Below are 15,763 nucleotides of genomic sequence, written 5' to 3'. Positions count from 1 at the left end.
CGCTGACGCCGAGCCGCCGTCACTGCCGGCGGCGGCTTGGCTCTCGGCCGCCTCAGGCCGCCCTCTTCTGCCCTTCCTCGGCGAAGCGGGCGAGCTGCGTGACGATGGTGGCGGCGCCGTCGAGGCGTTTCTCCGGCGTCGGCCAGTCGCGCATCAAGACGATCGACTGGTCGGGACGGATCTTCGCCGCCGGGCCCTGCTCGCCGATATAGCGCACCAGGGCGCCCGGATTGCCGAAGGTCTTGTCGCGGAAGGTGACGACGAGGCCCTTCGGCCCGGCGTCCAGCTTCTCGATATTGGCCTTGCGGCACAGCGCCTTGATGTAGACGACCTTCAGGAGGTGCTCGACCTCGCCGGGCAGCGGGCCGAAGCGGTCGATCAGCTCGGCGCCGAAGGCGTCGATCTCGCGCAGGTCGGTGAGGTCGGCGAGGCGCCGGTAGAGCGTCATGCGCAGCTGCAGGTCGGGCACATAGCCTTCCGGGATCATCACGGCGGTGCCGAGCATGATCTGCGGCGACCACTGGCCGTTGGTCTCGCTTTCCACCCCCTTCATCTCGGCGACGGCTTCCTCCAGCATCTGCTGGTAGAGCTCGAAGCCGACCTCCTTCACATGGCCGCTCTGCTCCTCGCCCAGCAGGTTGCCGGCGCCGCGCTGGTCGAGATCGTGGGATGCGAGCTGGAAGCCGGCACCGAGCGTATCCAGCGACTGCAGCACCTTCAGGCGCCGGTCGGCACCGGCGGTCGGCGTCTTGTTGGCCGGGATCGTCATCAGCGCATAGGCACGCTGCTTGGAGCGGCCGACGCGGCCGCGCAGCTGGTAGAGCTGGGCAAGGCCGAACATGTCGGCGCGATGGACGATCATCGTATTCGCCGAAGGAATGTCGAGACCGGATTCGACGATCGTCGTCGACAGGAGGACGTCGTAGGAGCCCTCGTAGAAGGCGTTCATGATGTCGTCGAGCTCAGTCGGCGGCATCTGGCCGTGGGCGATCGCCACCTTCAGCTCCGGCACGTGCTCGTCGAGGAACTCCTTGATGCCGGCGAGGTCAGCAAGGCGGGGGCAGACATAGAAGCTCTGGCCACCGCGATAGCGCTCGCGCAGCAGCGTCTCGCGCACCACCAGCGGGTCGAAGGGCGCGACGAAGGTGCGCACCGCCATGCGGTCGACCGGCGGCGTCGTGATCAGCGACAGCTCGCGCACGCCGGTGAGCGCCAGCTGCAGCGTGCGCGGGATCGGCGTGGCCGACAGCGTCAGCACGTGGACGTCCGACTTCAGCTCCTTCAGCCGCTCCTTATGCTTGACGCCGAAATGCTGCTCCTCGTCGATGATGAGGAGGCCAAGATTCTTGAAGGACACGCCCTTGCCGAGCAGCGCATGGGTGCCGACGGCGATGTCGACCGTGCCCTCGGCGAGGCCCTTCTTGGTGTCGTTTAGCTCCTTGGCGGTGACGAGGCGCGAGGCCTGGCGCAGCACCAGCGGCAGGTCACGGAAGCGCTCGGAGAAGGTCTTGAAGTGCTGGCGGGCCAGCAAGGTCGTCGGCACGACGACCGCGACCTGCAGCCCGTTCATCGCCGCGACGAAGGCAGCGCGCAGCGCCACTTCCGTCTTGCCGAAGCCGACGTCGCCGCAGACGAGCCGGTCCATCGGGCGGCCGAGCGACAGGTCGTCGACGACGGCATCGATGGTGCGCAGCTGGTCCTCGGTCTCCTCATAGGGAAAGCGCGCGGCGAATTCGCCCCACAGGCCTTCGGGCGGCATAAGCTTCGGTGCGGCCCGCGTCTGGCGCTCGGCGGCGATGCGGATGAGGCCGCCGGCCATGTCGAGCAGCCGCTTCTTCAGCTTGGCCTTGCGCGCCTGCCAGGCGCCGCCGCCAAGCTTGTCGAGGATCGCCTCGGAGCCCTCGCCGCCATAGCGCGACAGGAGTTCGATGTTCTCGACGGGCAGGAACAGCCGGTCGTCGCCGGCATAGCGCAGCTCCAGGCAGTCGTGCGGGGCGCCGGCCGCCTCGATCGTCTTCAAGCCGACGAAGCGGCCGATCCCGTGGTCGACATGGACGACGATGTCGTTCTCCGCAAGGCCGGTCACCTCGGAGATGAAGTCGGCGTTGCGCTTGCGGCGCCGGCCGCGGCGCACCAGCCGGTCGCCGAGGATGTCCTGCTCGGCGACGACGGCGAGCCGGTCGGTCTCGAAGCCGGCCTCGATCCCGAGCACGGCGGTGGCGACGAGGTTCTTGGCGATCTCGTTGGTCTGCTTAAGGCTGTCGACGGGCTTCAGCCCCTCCAGCCCTTGCTCTTCAACCACCTGGACCAGGCGGTCGCGCGAGCCCTCCGTCCACGCCGCCAGGATGACACGCTTGCCGTCGGCCCTCAGCTTGGCGATGTGATCGGCGGCTGCGCGGAAGACGTTGCTCTCGCTGCTGGCGCGCTCGGTCGAAAAGTTGCGGCCGCGGGTGATGTCGAGGTTGAACACCTCGCGTCCCGCCGCGTCTGTCAGCGCGTAGGAGGACAGGCGCACGGGGTCGCTGATCGCGACGCCGGCCGCCAGTTCATCGGCGCTGAGATAGAGCGCATCCGGCTCGACCGGGTTGTAGGGCACCGAGCCCGCCGTCCCCTCGCCGGCTCCGCGCTTGCGCGCGTCGTAATGATCCTCGATCGTCTTGCGGCGCTCGGCGATCGCTTCCAGCACGAGGTGGTCGAGCACGATCGGGAAGCCCGAGACATAGTCGAACAGCGTTTCCAGCCGCTCGTAGAAGAGCGGCAGCCAGTGCTCCATGCCGGAGAAGCGGCGGCCTTCGCTGATCGCCGCGTAGAGCGCATCGTCGCGCAGAGGCGCGCCGAAGCGCTTGATATAGCTGGAGCGGAAGCGGCTGATCGTCTCGTCGGTCAGCGTCACCTCGCTGACCGGCGCGAGCTCGAAGCTCTTGCGTTGCTGGGTGGTGCGCTGGCTCGCCGGATCGAAGGCGCGGATCGTCTCCAGCGTATCGCCGAAGAAGTCGAGGCGCACGGGTTCTTCGGCCCCCGGCGCGAAGAGATCGAGGATGCCGCCGCGCACGGCGAACTCGCCGCGCTCGCGGACGGTGGCGACCCGCTCGAAGCCGCCGCGCTGGAGCACGCCGATGATCTCGTTCATGCCCATGCGGTTGCCGGCGCGGGCGGAGATGACCTCCTGCGACAGGATCGCCAGCGGCGGCATCTTCTGGATCAGCGCATTGGCGGTGGTCAGGATCAGCGCCCGGTGCGGCTCGCGCTTGAGTGCGCCGATTGCCGCCATCGCCGACAGGCGCCGTGCCGCCGCTTCGCCCGAGGGACCGACCCGATCATAGGGAAGACAGTCCCACCCCGGCAGCGTCAGGACGGGCAGCTCCGGCGCGATGAAGCGCATGGCGTCTTCGACCTCGCCCAGCCGGTTGCCATCGCGCATGACGAAGACGACAGGCTTCTTGCCCCCCGCCGCACGGGCGATCTCGGCGAGCAGGAACGAATCGTAGCCGTCGAGAACGTTACCGATCTCGACGCCGCCACCACGCTGCAGCCGCTTGGCGAGCTTGTCCGGGATGCTCATCGCGCGTCCGCCCTGGTCATGTCGTAGAAGGCCTTGATGCGCCGGAACACTGCGCCGTCGTAGTTGGCGGGCGTGGCCAGCTCGCCGGTCAGCCACTGGAAGAGGTCGCGGTCTGGCGCCTCCATCAGCTGCTCGTATTCGCCGAGTTCGGCGTCGGTCAGCTTCGGCAGCTCGGCGTCGGCAAAGCGCCCGAGCACGAGGTCCATCTCCCGGGTGCCGCGGTGCCATGAGCGGAACAGCGCCTTGCGGCGGCGAATGTCGAGCCCTTCGGACGAGATGCCGGTCATCGCTTCTGCTGCTCCCAAAACGCCAAAAGCATGGCGCCGGCCGCAGCCTTTTTCAGCCGCACCGTCGCGCCATGATGGAAGGTTCCATATAGGCGCCGCAGGCGGCTCTGTCAGCCTCGGCGTTGCCGCTCTCCCAGCAGCGGGCAGCCTCCGGCGAGCCTGCATGGCTTCGCATCGTTCAAGGCGCGGAGGATGGTTCCGCCGCCGGCCGCGATGCTCTACACGAGGCGCCGATGCGCCCATCGATCCTCGACCCGCTGTTTGCCGCCGTGACGACGCTGGACGGTGTTGGTCCGCGCGTCGCCGAACTCCTGCAGACGCTGCTGGTCGGCGGCGGCGACGCGCCCGTCCGGGTGCGGGACCTCCTCTTCCACCTGCCGAGCAGTCTGATCGACCGGCGCCGCCGCGCCGAGGTCGCGACCGCGCCGGAAGGATCGATCGTCACGCTGACGCTGCGCATCGACCGGCATCAGGCACCCTCGCGCGGCGCGGCCAAGTCGGTGCCCTACCGTGTCTTCGGCCAGGACGAGACGGGCGAGATCGCCCTTACCTTCTTCCGCGGTCAGGCGCAGTGGCTGGAGAAGCTGTTGCCGGTCGGCGAGACGCTGATCGTCAGCGGCCGGGTCGAGTGGTTCAATGGCCGGCCGTCCATGGTGCATCCGGACTTCGTGCTGCCGGTCGCGGACGCGGAGAACACCGTGCTGGTGGAGCCGGTCTACCCAATGACGGCTGGCCTATCGCCGAAGGTGCTGCGCAAGGCCGTGACGCAGAGCCTCGAGCGGCTGCCGGCGCTCCCGGAGTGGATCGATCCCGGTATCATCGCTCGCCACACCTTTCCGTCCTTCGCCGAGGCGCTCAGGCGGCTGCATGATCCGGCGGACGGCGTCGACATCGCGCCGGAAAGCGTCGCCTTCCGCCGCCTCGCCTATGACGAGTTCCTGGCCGGCCAGCTGGCGCTCGGCCTTTCTCGCCTGCGCGTGCGCAAGGCCAAGGGCCGCGCTCTTGCCGGCGACGGATCGTGCCAGGCCGCCGTCCGTGCCGCGCTGCCGTTCCAGCTGACCGAGGCGCAGGAAAAAGCCGTCGCCGAGATCGCCGCCGATATGGCGGAGGAGGACCGGATGCTGCGCCTTCTGCAGGGCGATGTCGGCTCGGGCAAGACGGCGGTGGCGCTGATGGCGATGGCGCTGGCCGCCGAGGCGAAGGCGCAGTCGGCGCTGCTGGCGCCGACCGAGATCCTCGCCACGCAGCACTTCGACGGCCTCTCGCCCTGGTGCGCCAAGGCGGGGCTGACGATCGAGATCCTCACCGGACGGGACAATGGGCGCGCCCGCGCCGCCAAGCTGGAGCGGATCGCGAGTGGCGCCGTCGACATCGTGGTCGGCACCCATGCGCTGTTCCAGGACGATGTCGACTATGGCGATCTCGGCCTCGTCGTCGTCGACGAACAGCACCGTTTCGGCGTTCACCAGCGCCTCAGCCTCACCCGCAAGGGCCGGATGCCCGACCTCCTGGTGATGACGGCGACACCGATCCCGCGCACACTCGTTCTTTCCGCCTTCGGCGACATGGACGTCTCGCGTCTGCAGGGCAAGCCGGCAGGCCGCAAACCGGTGACGACCGTCGCCGTTCCGATCGAGAGGCTGGACGACATCGTCGGCCGTATCGACGCGGCGGTGCGGCAGGGCGAGAAGATCTACTGGGTCTGCCCGCTGGTGGAGGAATCGGAGAAGAGCGAACTGATGGCGGCCGAGGAGCGCCACCGGCACCTTTCGGCGCATTTCGGCGGTCTCGTCGGGCTTGTGCACGGGCGGATGAGCGGCGAGGAAAAGGCCGCCGCCATGGCCGACTTCAAGGCCGGCCGCACGCAGGTCGTCGTCGCGACGACGGTCATCGAAGTCGGTGTCGACGTGCCGGATGCCTCCATCATCGTCATCGAGCATGCCGAGCGCTTCGGGCTGTCGCAGCTCCACCAGCTGCGCGGCCGCGTCGGACGCGGCTCGAAGCCGTCGAGCTGCGTGCTCCTCTACCGTGCGCCGCTCGGCGAGACGGCGAAGGCGCGGCTGGAGATCATGCGGCAGACCGAGGACGGCTTTCGCATCGCCGAGGAGGACCTGCGCTTGCGCGGCGAAGGCGACCTTCTCGGCACCAAGCAGTCCGGCATGCCAGGCTTCAAGGTCGCCCGGCTGGAGCATCACGGCGACCTTCTGCCGATCGCCCGCGACGACGCACGGCTGATCCTGACGACGGACCCGGACCTTTCCTCAGAGCGGGGGCAGGCGCTGCGCACGCTGCTCTACCTCTTCGGCCGCGACGAGGCGATCCGGCTGCTGCGCTCCGGCTGAGGCCAATGTATCGGACGAGGGATCCGTCTCTCCCTGCTGCAGCCGCGCTGTGACCTGGCGCGCCGCATCGCTTACGGGCATGCGCGAGCCCTGCTCCGGCCCGACAAGGCCGGAGGAGATCACCAGCTTGGCGGCTTCCTCCATGCTCATGTCGAGGACGCGCACCTCCGATCGCGGCAGGTAGAGGAGGAAGCCAGAGGTCGGGTTTGGCGTCGGCGGCAGGAACACGGCCAGCACCTCCTCGCCTGTCTCCGAAACGATGGAGGCGATCTCGCCCTTCGCGGTCGTGGCGATGAAGACGATGCACCAGATGCCCTTGCGCGGGTACTCGATCAGACCGGCGGTCTGGAAGGTGGTGGAGCGGTCGGCGAGCACCGTCTCGAAGATCTGCTTCAGCGCCGCGTAGAGCGTTCGCACCAGTGGCATGCGGCCGAGGATGTGCTCGCCCCAGCCGACGATGGTGCTGCCGATCAGGTTGGCGGTCATGAAGCCGACCAGCGTGATCAGCACCAGCGCGACCAGGAGGCCGAAGCCCGGAATGCTGAAGGGAAGATAGAAGTCCGGCGTGTAACGCGCTGGAATATATGGCTTCACCCAGCTGTCGACCCACTGCACGAAGGACCAGGTCAGCCAGGCGGTGATGGCCAGCGGCGCCAGTGCGATGAAGCCGGTGAAGAAGTAGTTGCGCAGCCGTGTCATCGGGGGAGCATCATCTCCGAGCCAGACGGGCGACCGAATGGGGGACGCCGCGAACACCTGCCTCGCGATGGAGAATCGGCTGCCGCGCAGCCGATTTCAAGGCGCGTTTTCCGCAACTGCGAGATGACGGTCTATTCGACGGTCACCGACTTGGCGAGGTTGCGCGGCTGGTCGACATCCGTGCCCATCTGGATGGCCGTATGATAGGCCAGCATCTGCAGCGGGATGGCGTAGATGATCGGCGTCAGGATCTCCGGCATGTCGGGCAGCACGATCGTCTCGGCCGACTTCACGGCCTCGGCACGCGCACCCTTCTCGTCGGTGATGAGGATGATGCGTCCGCCGCGCGCCGCAACCTCCTGCATGTTGGAGACGGTCTTTTCGAAGACGCGATCATGCGGCGCGATAACCACCACCGGCATGGTGTCGTCGATGAGCGCGATAGGCCCGTGCTTCAGCTCGCCCGCCGCATAACCTTCGGCGTGGATGTAGCTGATTTCCTTCAACTTCAGGGCACCTTCCAGCGCCAGCGGGAAGCTGAAGCCGCGTCCGAGGAACAGCGCGTGGCGCTTGGTGGCCATGTCGTGCGCCAGCGCCTCGATGCGGCTTTCCAGCTTCATCGCCTCGTTGGCAAGGCGTGGCGCTTCCGCAAGCGCGCGTGTGAGTGCCAGCTCGGTCTCGGGATCGACGCGGCCGCGCTCGACGCCCGCGCGGACCGACAGCGCCGCCAGCGCCATCAACTGGCAGGTGAAGGCCTTGGTGGAGGCAACGCCGATCTCGGGACCCGCCAGCGTGGGCAGTGCGGCATCCGCCTCGCGGGCGATGGTCGATTCCTGCACGTTGACGACAGCAGCCGTCTTCAGCCCGGCTGCCTTGGCGTAGCGGAGCGAGGCCAGCGTGTCCGCGGTCTCGCCGGATTGGGAAACGAAGAGCGCGAGATCGACGTCACCCAGCGGGCTGTCGCGATAGCGGAATTCGGACGCGACATCGAGGTCGCAGGCAATGCCGGCATAGCGCTCGAAATAGTAGCGGCCGGTCAACCCGGCATAGAAGCCGGTGCCGCAGGCCGAGATCACCATGCGCCGCACGGCGGAAAAATCGAGCGCCTGTCCCACGGGCACGCGCGTGCGCCCGCTGGTCATGTCCACGTACGCGCCGAGCGTGTGGGAGAGCACCTCCGGCTGCTCGTAGATCTCCTTCTGCATGAAGTGCCGGTGGTTTCCCTTGTCGACATAGAAGGCCTTGCCAACCGACTGGCGGAGCGGGCGCACCACCTCGTTGCCGTCGGCATCGAAGATCGTCACGCCGCCATGGGTGAGGACGACCATGTCGCCTTCTTCGAGGTAGCGGACCGCCTCGGTGAAAGGCGACAGCGCGATCGCGTCCGAGCCGAGGAACATCTCGCCCGAGCCTTCGCCGACCGCCAGCGGACTGCCGCGCCGGGCGCCGATCAGCAGGTCCTCGTTGCCGGTGAACAGGAAGCCGAGCGCGAAGGCGCCTTCGAGCCGCGCCAGCGCTGCCTGGACGGCTTGCCTGGGCGCAAGGCCCCGGTCCAGTTCACGGGTGACGAGATGGGCGACCGTCTCGCTGTCGGTGTCGCTGTCGAAGTTGTAGCCGTCCGCCTGCAGTTCGCTCCGCAACTCGCGGAAATTCTCGATGATGCCGTTGTGGACGATGGCGAGCTTGGCGCTCGCATGCGGGTGGGCGTTGCGCTCCGTCGGTGCACCATGGGTCGCCCAGCGCGTGTGACCGATGCCGATCGTGCCGTCCAGCGGCTCCGCCTTGAGGCGACGCTCGAGGTTGACGAGCTTGCCCTCGGCACGGCGCCGGGTCAGCGCGCCGCCTTCCAGCGTTGCGACACCAGCGGAATCATAGCCGCGATATTCCAGCCGCTTCAGTGCGTCGACGAGACGCCCGGCCACGGGTTCGCGGCTGATGATGCCAATGATGCCGCACATTGCGCGCCTCGCTTCGGATCGTCGGTAAAAGAGCGGACCGGAGGATCCGCCGCAGGAGTTCGACGCACCTGATAGCGCAGGGCGTGCGCCCTCGCGCCTCACATTTCGTCTCGGGAGTTAACGGCGCTCTGCGCGACCAGCTCCGGCAGCTTCGCCGCTACTCGGCAGCCGCCGTCTTGGCGTCGGCCTTGGCTGCCTTGGCGGCGCGGTTGCGCTCGGCAATCTCGCGGCCGCGGCCCGGCTTGTTCACCTGGCGGCCGCGGCCGAGGGCCAGCGCGTCGTCCGGCACGTCCTCGGTGATGACGCTCCCGGAACCGACATAGGCGCCGTCGCCGATCCGCACCGGCGCGACCAGCGCCGAGTTGGAGCCGATGAAGGTGTTGGCGCCGATGACGGTGCGGTGCTTCAGCGCGCCGTCATAGTTGCAGGTGATGGTGCCGGCGCCGATATTGGCGTCCGCGCCAATCTCGGCGTCGCCGATATAGGTCAGGTGGTTGACCTTGGCGCCTTCCGCGATGCTGGCGTTCTTCACTTCGCAGAAGTTGCCGACCTTGGCGTCGCGCGACAGAGCCGTGCCCGGCCGCAGCCGCGCAAACGGCCCGACCGAGGCGCCCTCACCGATACTGGCGCCTTCGAGATGGCTGAAGGCGTGGATGGTAGCACCCGTGGCAACGTTCACGCCGGGACCGAAGACGACGTTGGGCTCGAGCGTGACGTCCGCTGCGATCTCGGTGTCATGGGCGAGGTGCACGGTTTCCGGCGCCTGCAGCGTCACGCCCGCCAGCATCAGCTCACGCCGCCGCCGCGCCTGCCAGATCGCCTCGACGCCGGCGAGCTCGACCCGGTTGTTGACGCCGAGCACCTCGTCGGCATCCGCCTCGATGGCGCGGATGGTACCGCCGCGCGACCGGCAGATCTCGACGACGTCCGTCAGGTAGTATTCGCCCTTGGCGTTGTCGTTGCCGACGGCGGTGAGAAGGTCGAGCGCGATCCGGCCGCTGATGGCCATGGCGCCGCCGTTGCAGAGATCGACGGCGCGCTCGGCCTCGCTCGCATCCTTCTCTTCGCGGATGGCGAGGACCTGGCCCTCACGCGTCAGGATGCGGCCGTAGCCGTTGGGATCGGCGGCACGGAAGCCGAAGACGCAGAGATCGGCGCCGGTGCGCAGGATGGCGCGGGCGCGCCGCAGCGTCTCGGCGCGGATCAGGGGCGAGTCGCCATAGAGGATGAGCACGTCGTCGTGCCCCTCCTCGATCGCCTCACGCGCGGCCAGAACCGCATGCGCTGTGCCGAGGCGTTCAGCCTGAAGATGCGTGGTGACGCTGCGCACCTCCCGCGCGACCGCCGCCTCCACCGCTTCGGCGGAGCGGCCGACGACGAGGGCGAGACGCGCCGCGCCCGCCCGGGAGGCCGCCCGCGCGACATGGGCGACCATCGGCAGCCGCGCCACCTCGTGCAGCACCTTCGATCGCGACGACTTCATCCGCGTGCCTTCGCCGGCCGCCAGGATGATCGAGAGACAGGTTCTTGCCATTGCCGATACGAGCTCGCTGATGCCGCCGGGCGGTCGATTGAAGGCCGTCCGCTGCCTGTAGCGAATCGGCTCTTTGCGCCCGGTTTAGCCGATTGTCTGAAGTGCCGGAAATGTTTCGAGAAGCCAGAACGACAAGCTCTGCATGCCGCCGGTCAGGAACAGGATGCCGGTGACGACGAGGAGGCCGCCCATGACCTTTTCGACGGCGGCGAGGTGACGCCGGAACCGGCCGGCCGCGCGCAGGAAGGCGCCGGAGAAGGCAGCCGCCAGCACGAAGGGAATGCCGAGGCCAGCTGAGTAGAGCGCCAGCATGAAGGCACCCTCGCCCGCCGTCGCCCGCGTGCCGGCAAGGCCGAGGATGGCACCGAGCACAGGGCCGATGCACGGCGTCCAGCCAAAGGCGAAGGCAAGTCCCATGAGATAGGCGCCGACCATGCTGCGTGGCCTGTCGGGCGCGCGCAGGCGCGCCTCGCGCGAGAGCAACGACAGGCGGAAGACGCCGAGGAAATTCAGTCCCATGACGATGATGGCGAGCCCCGCGGCGACTGCCAGCCAATCGAGATTGCGCCGCAGCAGTAGCCCGATCGTCGAGGCGCCTGCGCCGAGCAGGACAAAGACGGTGGAAAAGCCGAGCACGAAGATGATCGCCGTACCGACGAGACGGCCATAGCCCGCCGACGGCATGGTGCGGCCGGCCCTCAGATCCTCGGCGGTGACGCCCGCCATGTAGCAGAGATAGGGCGGCACCAGCGGCAGGACGCAGGGAGACAGAAACGACAGCGCGCCTGCGAGGACCGCGGCGGGATAGGAGATGTCCATCATTGGCATCCAAGCGAGGCCGGTCTGCGGAGCGCCAAGGGGCGCCGTCGAGGGCCGGCTGTCCGTGTCGAGGCAGGGACGAGGGCTTATCAGCGCCCATCCCTGCCTGCGGCCTGTCTCTATCGCCGTGCAGCCCCGCACGCAAACGAGGTGCCTGCGCGGCACTGCGGATGAGCGGTGCTCGCAGCATTGGACCGACGGGGCTGGCGCAGACGGATCAGCTCGGCGAGGCGGACGTCCAGCTCCGTCAACGCTCGGATTGATCTTGTGCAGGCGACGGAATCCGGTTGACCCTCCACGGCCGCCTTTCTATGGTCCGGCCGATTTCGCGGCGGCCTCAGGGTCCGGCGGGGCGAGCGCGTAGCTCAGTTGGTAGAGCAACGGACTTTTAATCTGTAGGTCCTGGGTTCGAGTCCCAGCGCGCTCACCACTCACTTTCACGGCTTGACGGCTTTGTATGCGGCGCGTGTCGCGTCATCACGTAGCTATGCTCTGACCAGCAGGACTGGTCAGTCGCCGCCTTCGCAGGCCCCTTCGAGGTGGCGTGCGGCATGAGGGCTGCAGATGGTCGGCGCAGCCACGGCCGAACCGAGGCGGCAGCGATCCGGTATGCAGGCTGGCCCGTCAGCCTCGCAGGCCAGACGAGTCTGAGCCGCCGACCGCCTGACGAACCGCGGCGACTTCCGGCCCGCCGCCGCCGCGCTGCAGGAATTCCTCAACGGCCATTCGCGTTTCCTTGCCACCGGACGAAGGATTCGCTCGGTGCAGGACGACTCGGCTTCCGTCGAGACCCGTCTCCAAGATCCAGTCGTCTCCGTTGGACGAACGATAGATGCTGACTTCGGACATCGGGCTGCCTCTCGCGTGAGCGAATCCACGAGGCCCGTGTCAGAAAGGGCGTCGGGAAGCTCTCGTACAAGCGTCATCGTTTGCCCGTTGTTCCGTCTCCATCAATGATTGGCGACCCTCGATCGGTCCAGGAATGCTCCGGCAGCTTCATTCAGATGCGGGCGGACCGCCCTGGTTTCGCAAGGCAGAGGCCGGAGAAGCGGCAATCGCGGCGGAGGTCGAAGACACGATCCTGGTCGGGCTCTGAACGTCCCGCGACGGCGAGGATCGCCGCCTGACGGTCAGGGTTGAAAGGAGATTGCCAGAGGCCGCCGCGGCGGCTGTCTCGGCTTCCCCAGCGGTCGCGGTCGGGCTGCGCATATGGCCGATCGCGATGCCTGCCCGGGCGGGGCACGCAGTCTCTTGCTACTCGGCTGGACTGGCAGCGCCTGCGAGCACTTTGGTCTTGCCGGCCAAAGCCGCCCCAGCGGTCAGGAGCTGCGGCATTGCCCCGATGATCCGACTGCCGATGGCCCTGCCCTCGCGGCGCAGGGCTAGTCGCGCGAAGAGCTCCGCAGCGCGGATTCGAAGCGAGAACTGCGCTTTCCAAGCCGCCTCGTACCGACGGCCCGCCGCCGCACGCTCGTCGCCTGAGCCGATGTCGATGCGGTTGAGTTCGCGCGCAAGCAGCCAGGCGGATTGGATCGCCATCGAGATCCCTTCGGCGATGATCGGATGGCTTTCCCCGGCCACGTTGCCAACCCTGAAGACGTCATCGCAGTGCCCGCGGCGGATGCCGGGTCGGATGGGTCCTGCAGCGAGCCATTTTCCCTCCAGCCGCGCGTCGCCGATCACCTCGGCGATGCCCCGACAGGCGCGCATGAGATGGCGGTGCAAGACGACCGCGGCCGGGGCTCCGCCATCCTGCGCGCGTAAAGCGGCAAGATCGCTGCGGCGGATGCAGCAGGACAGCGAGAGCCGCCCATCGTCAGCCCAGACGATGCCGCCGTAGCCACCCGGAAATGCCAGGAGCGGCATCACCTCCGGGGCGAGTGTCGCGCCGCGGAAATGGGCCTTGAAGCCGAAGAGGTCGGCGTCGCCGCGGGCCTTTGGCGCTTGCGTGAGGAGCGGACCAGTCTCCCATGATCCGTGTGCGGCGATCACGACCGGTGCTCGAAGGATGACGTCATCGTCCCGCGAGGCGATCGCCACGCTGTGAAGGCCATCCTCGAAAACGATGCCGGTCGCCCGGTAGGGCTGGAAGAGTTGGGCGCCGGCCTGTCGCGCGCAGTCCAGAATAAGCTGGTCCAGAACATCGCGACCGAGCGCCCGCCCGTAGCCGACGCCGCCATCCGGCATCCTGGCTTCGACGATGCGATCTCCGGCAAACAGCGCCAAACGCCTGATCTCCGGCCCGGCACGCTCCTGCCAGACTTCACCGAGCCCGAGCGATTCGATGACCGGCAGGCTGGCGGCCGAGATGAACTCGCCGCAGACCTTGCGGCGCGGAAACGCCGAGCGCTCGATCAGGGCAACCGAGCGCCCTGCCCGCGCCAGTTCGGCGGCCAGGGTCGAGCCCGCCGGGCCCGCGCCGATGACGATGGAATCGAACCTCATCGCCCGGGCGCCGGCCGCCTCGCCACGGCGGCAAAGGCATGCGTGAACAGGCCGCGGCGGCGCTCGTGCGTCAGGGCATCCTGCGGCCAGAGAGCCGACAGCTCGCGGTTCCTGAACCCGGCACGCACGCTGACGGGCGCATCGTTGCGCGTGACGTCATTTGCTCCGATCACCCGCAGCAGACGTGACGCCAGGTGGGGAAAGGCGGCTCGCAAGGGCTCGGTCGCCACGAAGACGGGGGCATGCTGCGCCAGACGCGCAAGGAGCTCCCTCAGCGTATCGTCGCTGAAGTGGTGGAGGAACAGGTTGGTGCAGATAGCGTCGAAGCGGTCGTCCGGCGCATCGCGCAACCAGTCGAAGATGTCCGCCGTGACGATGTCGACGCTCCAGCCGGCCGCCCCGATCTGCTCGGCGCAGGCGGGCGAGACGCAGGACTGCCGATCGAGCAGCGTCAGGTGAACGCTGGGCCAGGTCTTCGCCAGAGACTTGGCCACCCGCGCCATGAAGCACCCGTCGCCGGAGCCGATCTCCAGGATGCGGCGCGGCGGCTCTGGAACGTGGCGCCGCAGCAGCCCTGCCATGGTGGCCGCCTGCCCCATCAAGAGGTTCAGCCGGCGCAGATCACTTCGTGATGCAATTGCCCGGGGGTCGTTCTCCGGCAGATGGTCGAGGATCTCCTCTTCCATCCTGCGCACTCGCAGATCGTCGTCGCGCAGTGTCATGCGGCCGCTTGGAACATCATCGTTTCGGCCGTCAATCCCGGTCCGAACGCCATCCCGACCCCGCGCGTCCCGGGAGAGACCTGCTGCGCCAGCATCTTCTCCAGCACGAACATCACCGTTGCGGACGACATGTTGCCGTTGTCGCGCAGGACCTCGCGCGAACAGCTCAGCCTGTCTCCTGGGAGGTCGAGGGAGCGCTCCACCGCATCGAGAACCGAACGGCCGCCCGGATGCACGGCCCAGAGGTCGAACGCGGCGGTGTCCGTCTGGCCGATGATCTCGTTCAGGTGCTCGTGAAGCGTGTCATGGATGGTCGCCGGCACGCGCCCGGACAGGACCATGTCGAAGCCGTCGTCGCGCACGCTCCACGACATCAGCTCGCGCGTGTCGGCAGCAAGAAGGGCCCTGAAGCCATCAAGGCGGAAGCCGGCCGGGTCTGCCGTCACCAGCGACGCCGCGCATCCATCGCCCCAGAGGCAGAAGGACAAGAGGCGCTCCAGATCAAGCGTCTCCTTCAGATGAAGGGTGCACATCTCCACATTCACCACGAGAACGCGGGAGGCAGGCTCGGAGCGGACGATGTGGCGCGCGATCTTCAGCGCATTGATCGCGGCGTAGCACCCCATGAAGCCGATCATCGTCCTCTCGACCGAGGGAGACAAACCGCATTGCGCGACGATCTCGAGATCGATGCCTGGCGCATAGAAGCCGGTACAGCTCGTGACGATCAGATGGGTGATCCCGGCGACATCCTCGATCGCGAGGCGCTCGATGGCGCGCATCGCAAGCACCGAAGCATTTGCCTCGTACATGTCCATGCGCTTGCCGGTGCCGGGAAAGGCGCCCAGCCTGAACACGCCGTCCCGGTCGACGCGATCACCGGCGGGATCATCGGCCGGGATGATGCAGGAGTAGCGGCGTTCAATGCCGCCCTTGTCGGCCATGCGGCTGAACACGGATTGGCGTCGAGGATCGTCCCTCAGCTGCTCCATCGCAAAGTTCAAGAAGAACCGGTGCACCTCGTTGCCGGGCACCGCGGTCGCGACGCGATTGAGGTAAGCCTGCGACATGACGGTCCCGATCCGGATAGACAAAGCAGATCAGTCAATTAGCGCTGGCTCGCCGATTGCCTACGAAGCGGCGGCATCGATCAAGGTAGGCGTCTATGGTTCGCCTGTGATCCGATCCGGAGCATCCGCTGCGATAAGCTCGCCGGATGGCGCCGCGGAGACGATGTCGTCCCGCCAGCGAGCCAGCGTTGCCATGGCAGGGACGAGCGTTCCAACCCGTCCAGAAGTGCTGCTCATGCATCAACCCGCGCACAACCGCTTACGCGGAGATACTCTGCTGCTGCCCCTTTCGATGCCAAGGCGCTGTCGCATCCGCCGCTATGGC

The 15,763-nt window shown here is 67.7% G+C and carries 11 protein-coding genes and 1 tRNA gene; 2 read left to right on the top strand and 10 right to left on the bottom strand.

Going from position 1 to position 15,763, the window contains the following annotated elements:
• Positions 1-52 precede the first annotated feature (52 nt).
• Entirely contained in the window at positions 53-3,562 is a 3,510-nt protein-coding gene (gene mfd / locus C0R46_RS04825; RefSeq protein WP_102958399.1) for a transcription-repair coupling factor, read from the bottom strand.
• A complete protein-coding gene (locus tag C0R46_RS04820; protein WP_102958398.1) occupies positions 3,559-3,849 on the bottom strand; it encodes an FAD assembly factor SdhE in 291 nt (96 codons plus the stop codon). The genes mfd and C0R46_RS04820 overlap by 4 nt, the downstream gene beginning before the upstream one ends.
• A 233-nt stretch (positions 3,850-4,082) precedes the next feature.
• Here C0R46_RS04820 and recG point away from each other — a divergent pair, with 233 nt between their 5' ends.
• Positions 4,083-6,191, top strand: coding sequence for an ATP-dependent DNA helicase RecG (gene recG, locus C0R46_RS04815; protein ID WP_102958397.1), 2,109 nt, complete (start codon positions 4,083-4,085; stop codon positions 6,189-6,191).
• On the opposite strand, the gene C0R46_RS04810 is transcribed toward recG, so the two are convergent.
• The 4 genes from C0R46_RS04810 to C0R46_RS04795 all read right to left on the bottom strand — a co-directional run bounded on the left by C0R46_RS04810 (position 6,111) and on the right by C0R46_RS04795 (position 11,204).
• Positions 6,111-6,890 carry a DUF502 domain-containing protein gene (locus C0R46_RS04810; RefSeq protein WP_102958396.1) on the bottom strand — a complete coding sequence of 260 codons (780 nt, stop codon included), beginning with the start codon at positions 6,888-6,890 and terminating at the stop codon, positions 6,111-6,113. The genes recG and C0R46_RS04810 overlap by 81 nt on opposite strands.
• A 131-nt stretch (positions 6,891-7,021) precedes the next feature.
• The gene (glmS, locus tag C0R46_RS04805) at positions 7,022-8,848 is read right to left on the bottom strand and encodes a glutamine--fructose-6-phosphate transaminase (isomerizing) (RefSeq protein WP_102958395.1); all 1,827 of its coding nucleotides are present in this window, start codon (positions 8,846-8,848) and stop codon (positions 7,022-7,024) included.
• A gap of 157 nt (positions 8,849-9,005) precedes the next feature.
• The gene (gene glmU / locus C0R46_RS04800) at positions 9,006-10,382 is read right to left on the bottom strand and encodes a bifunctional UDP-N-acetylglucosamine diphosphorylase/glucosamine-1-phosphate N-acetyltransferase GlmU (RefSeq protein ID WP_102958394.1); all 1,377 of its coding nucleotides are present in this window, start codon (positions 10,380-10,382) and stop codon (positions 9,006-9,008) included.
• Positions 10,383-10,466: 84 nt separating this feature from the next.
• Entirely contained in the window at positions 10,467-11,204 is a 738-nt protein-coding gene (locus C0R46_RS04795) for a cytochrome c biogenesis CcdA family protein (RefSeq protein WP_102958393.1), read from the bottom strand.
• A 351-nt stretch (positions 11,205-11,555) separates the two neighbouring features.
• On the opposite strand from C0R46_RS04795, the gene C0R46_RS04790 reads away from it, so the two are divergent.
• A tRNA-Lys gene (locus C0R46_RS04790) sits at positions 11,556-11,631 on the top strand.
• 194 nt (positions 11,632-11,825) lie between these two features.
• Here C0R46_RS04790 and C0R46_RS04785 read toward each other — a convergent pair.
• The 4 genes from C0R46_RS04785 to C0R46_RS04770 all read right to left on the bottom strand — a co-directional run bounded on the left by C0R46_RS04785 (position 11,826) and on the right by C0R46_RS04770 (position 15,438).
• Positions 11,826-12,050 (bottom strand): hypothetical protein, encoded by a 225-nt coding sequence (locus C0R46_RS04785; protein ID WP_102958392.1) that lies wholly within the window; start codon positions 12,048-12,050, stop codon positions 11,826-11,828.
• Positions 12,051-12,455: 405 nt separating this feature from the next.
• Positions 12,456-13,646: an NAD(P)/FAD-dependent oxidoreductase gene (locus C0R46_RS04780; protein WP_102958391.1), complete on the bottom strand. Its 1,191-nt coding sequence runs from the start codon at positions 13,644-13,646 to the stop codon at positions 12,456-12,458.
• A complete protein-coding gene (locus tag C0R46_RS04775; protein ID WP_102958390.1) occupies positions 13,643-14,368 on the bottom strand; it encodes a class I SAM-dependent methyltransferase in 726 nt (241 codons plus the stop codon). The genes C0R46_RS04780 and C0R46_RS04775 overlap by 4 nt, the downstream gene beginning before the upstream one ends.
• Positions 14,365-15,438, bottom strand: a complete 1,074-nt coding sequence (locus C0R46_RS04770; protein WP_102958389.1) for a type III polyketide synthase — start codon at positions 15,436-15,438, stop codon at positions 14,365-14,367. Before C0R46_RS04770 ends, C0R46_RS04775 begins: the two co-directional genes overlap by 4 nt.
• Positions 15,439-15,763 lie beyond the last annotated feature (325 nt).

This window comes from Mangrovicella endophytica (genome assembly GCF_002893625.1).
Classification (GTDB): domain Bacteria; phylum Pseudomonadota; class Alphaproteobacteria; order Rhizobiales; family Rhizobiaceae; genus Mangrovicella; species Mangrovicella endophytica.
This window is presented reverse-complemented; position numbering and strand designations above follow the sequence as displayed.

What these genes read in the sequence shown, in the direction of transcription:
- mfd (WP_102958399.1), bottom strand. Translation starts at nt 3,562, where the DNA reads ATGAGCATCCCGGACAAGCTCGCCAAGCGGCTGCAGCGTGGTGGCGGC.
- C0R46_RS04820 (WP_102958398.1), bottom strand. Translation starts at nt 3,849, where the DNA reads ATGACCGGCATCTCGTCCGAAGGGCTCGACATTCGCCGCCGCAAGGCG.
- recG (WP_102958397.1), top strand. Translation starts at nt 4,083, where the DNA reads ATGCGCCCATCGATCCTCGACCCGCTGTTTGCCGCCGTGACGACGCTG.
- C0R46_RS04810 (WP_102958396.1), bottom strand. Translation starts at nt 6,890, where the DNA reads ATGACACGGCTGCGCAACTACTTCTTCACCGGCTTCATCGCACTGGCG.
- glmS (WP_102958395.1), bottom strand. Translation starts at nt 8,848, where the DNA reads ATGTGCGGCATCATTGGCATCATCAGCCGCGAACCCGTGGCCGGGCGT.
- glmU (WP_102958394.1), bottom strand. Translation starts at nt 10,382, where the DNA reads ATGGCAAGAACCTGTCTCTCGATCATCCTGGCGGCCGGCGAAGGCACG.
- C0R46_RS04795 (WP_102958393.1), bottom strand. Translation starts at nt 11,204, where the DNA reads ATGATGGACATCTCCTATCCCGCCGCGGTCCTCGCAGGCGCGCTGTCG.
- C0R46_RS04785 (WP_102958392.1), bottom strand. Translation starts at nt 12,050, where the DNA reads ATGTCCGAAGTCAGCATCTATCGTTCGTCCAACGGAGACGACTGGATC.
- C0R46_RS04780 (WP_102958391.1), bottom strand. Translation starts at nt 13,646, where the DNA reads ATGAGGTTCGATTCCATCGTCATCGGCGCGGGCCCGGCGGGCTCGACC.
- C0R46_RS04775 (WP_102958390.1), bottom strand. Translation starts at nt 14,368, where the DNA reads ATGACACTGCGCGACGACGATCTGCGAGTGCGCAGGATGGAAGAGGAG.
- C0R46_RS04770 (WP_102958389.1), bottom strand. Translation starts at nt 15,438, where the DNA reads ATGTCGCAGGCTTACCTCAATCGCGTCGCGACCGCGGTGCCCGGCAAC.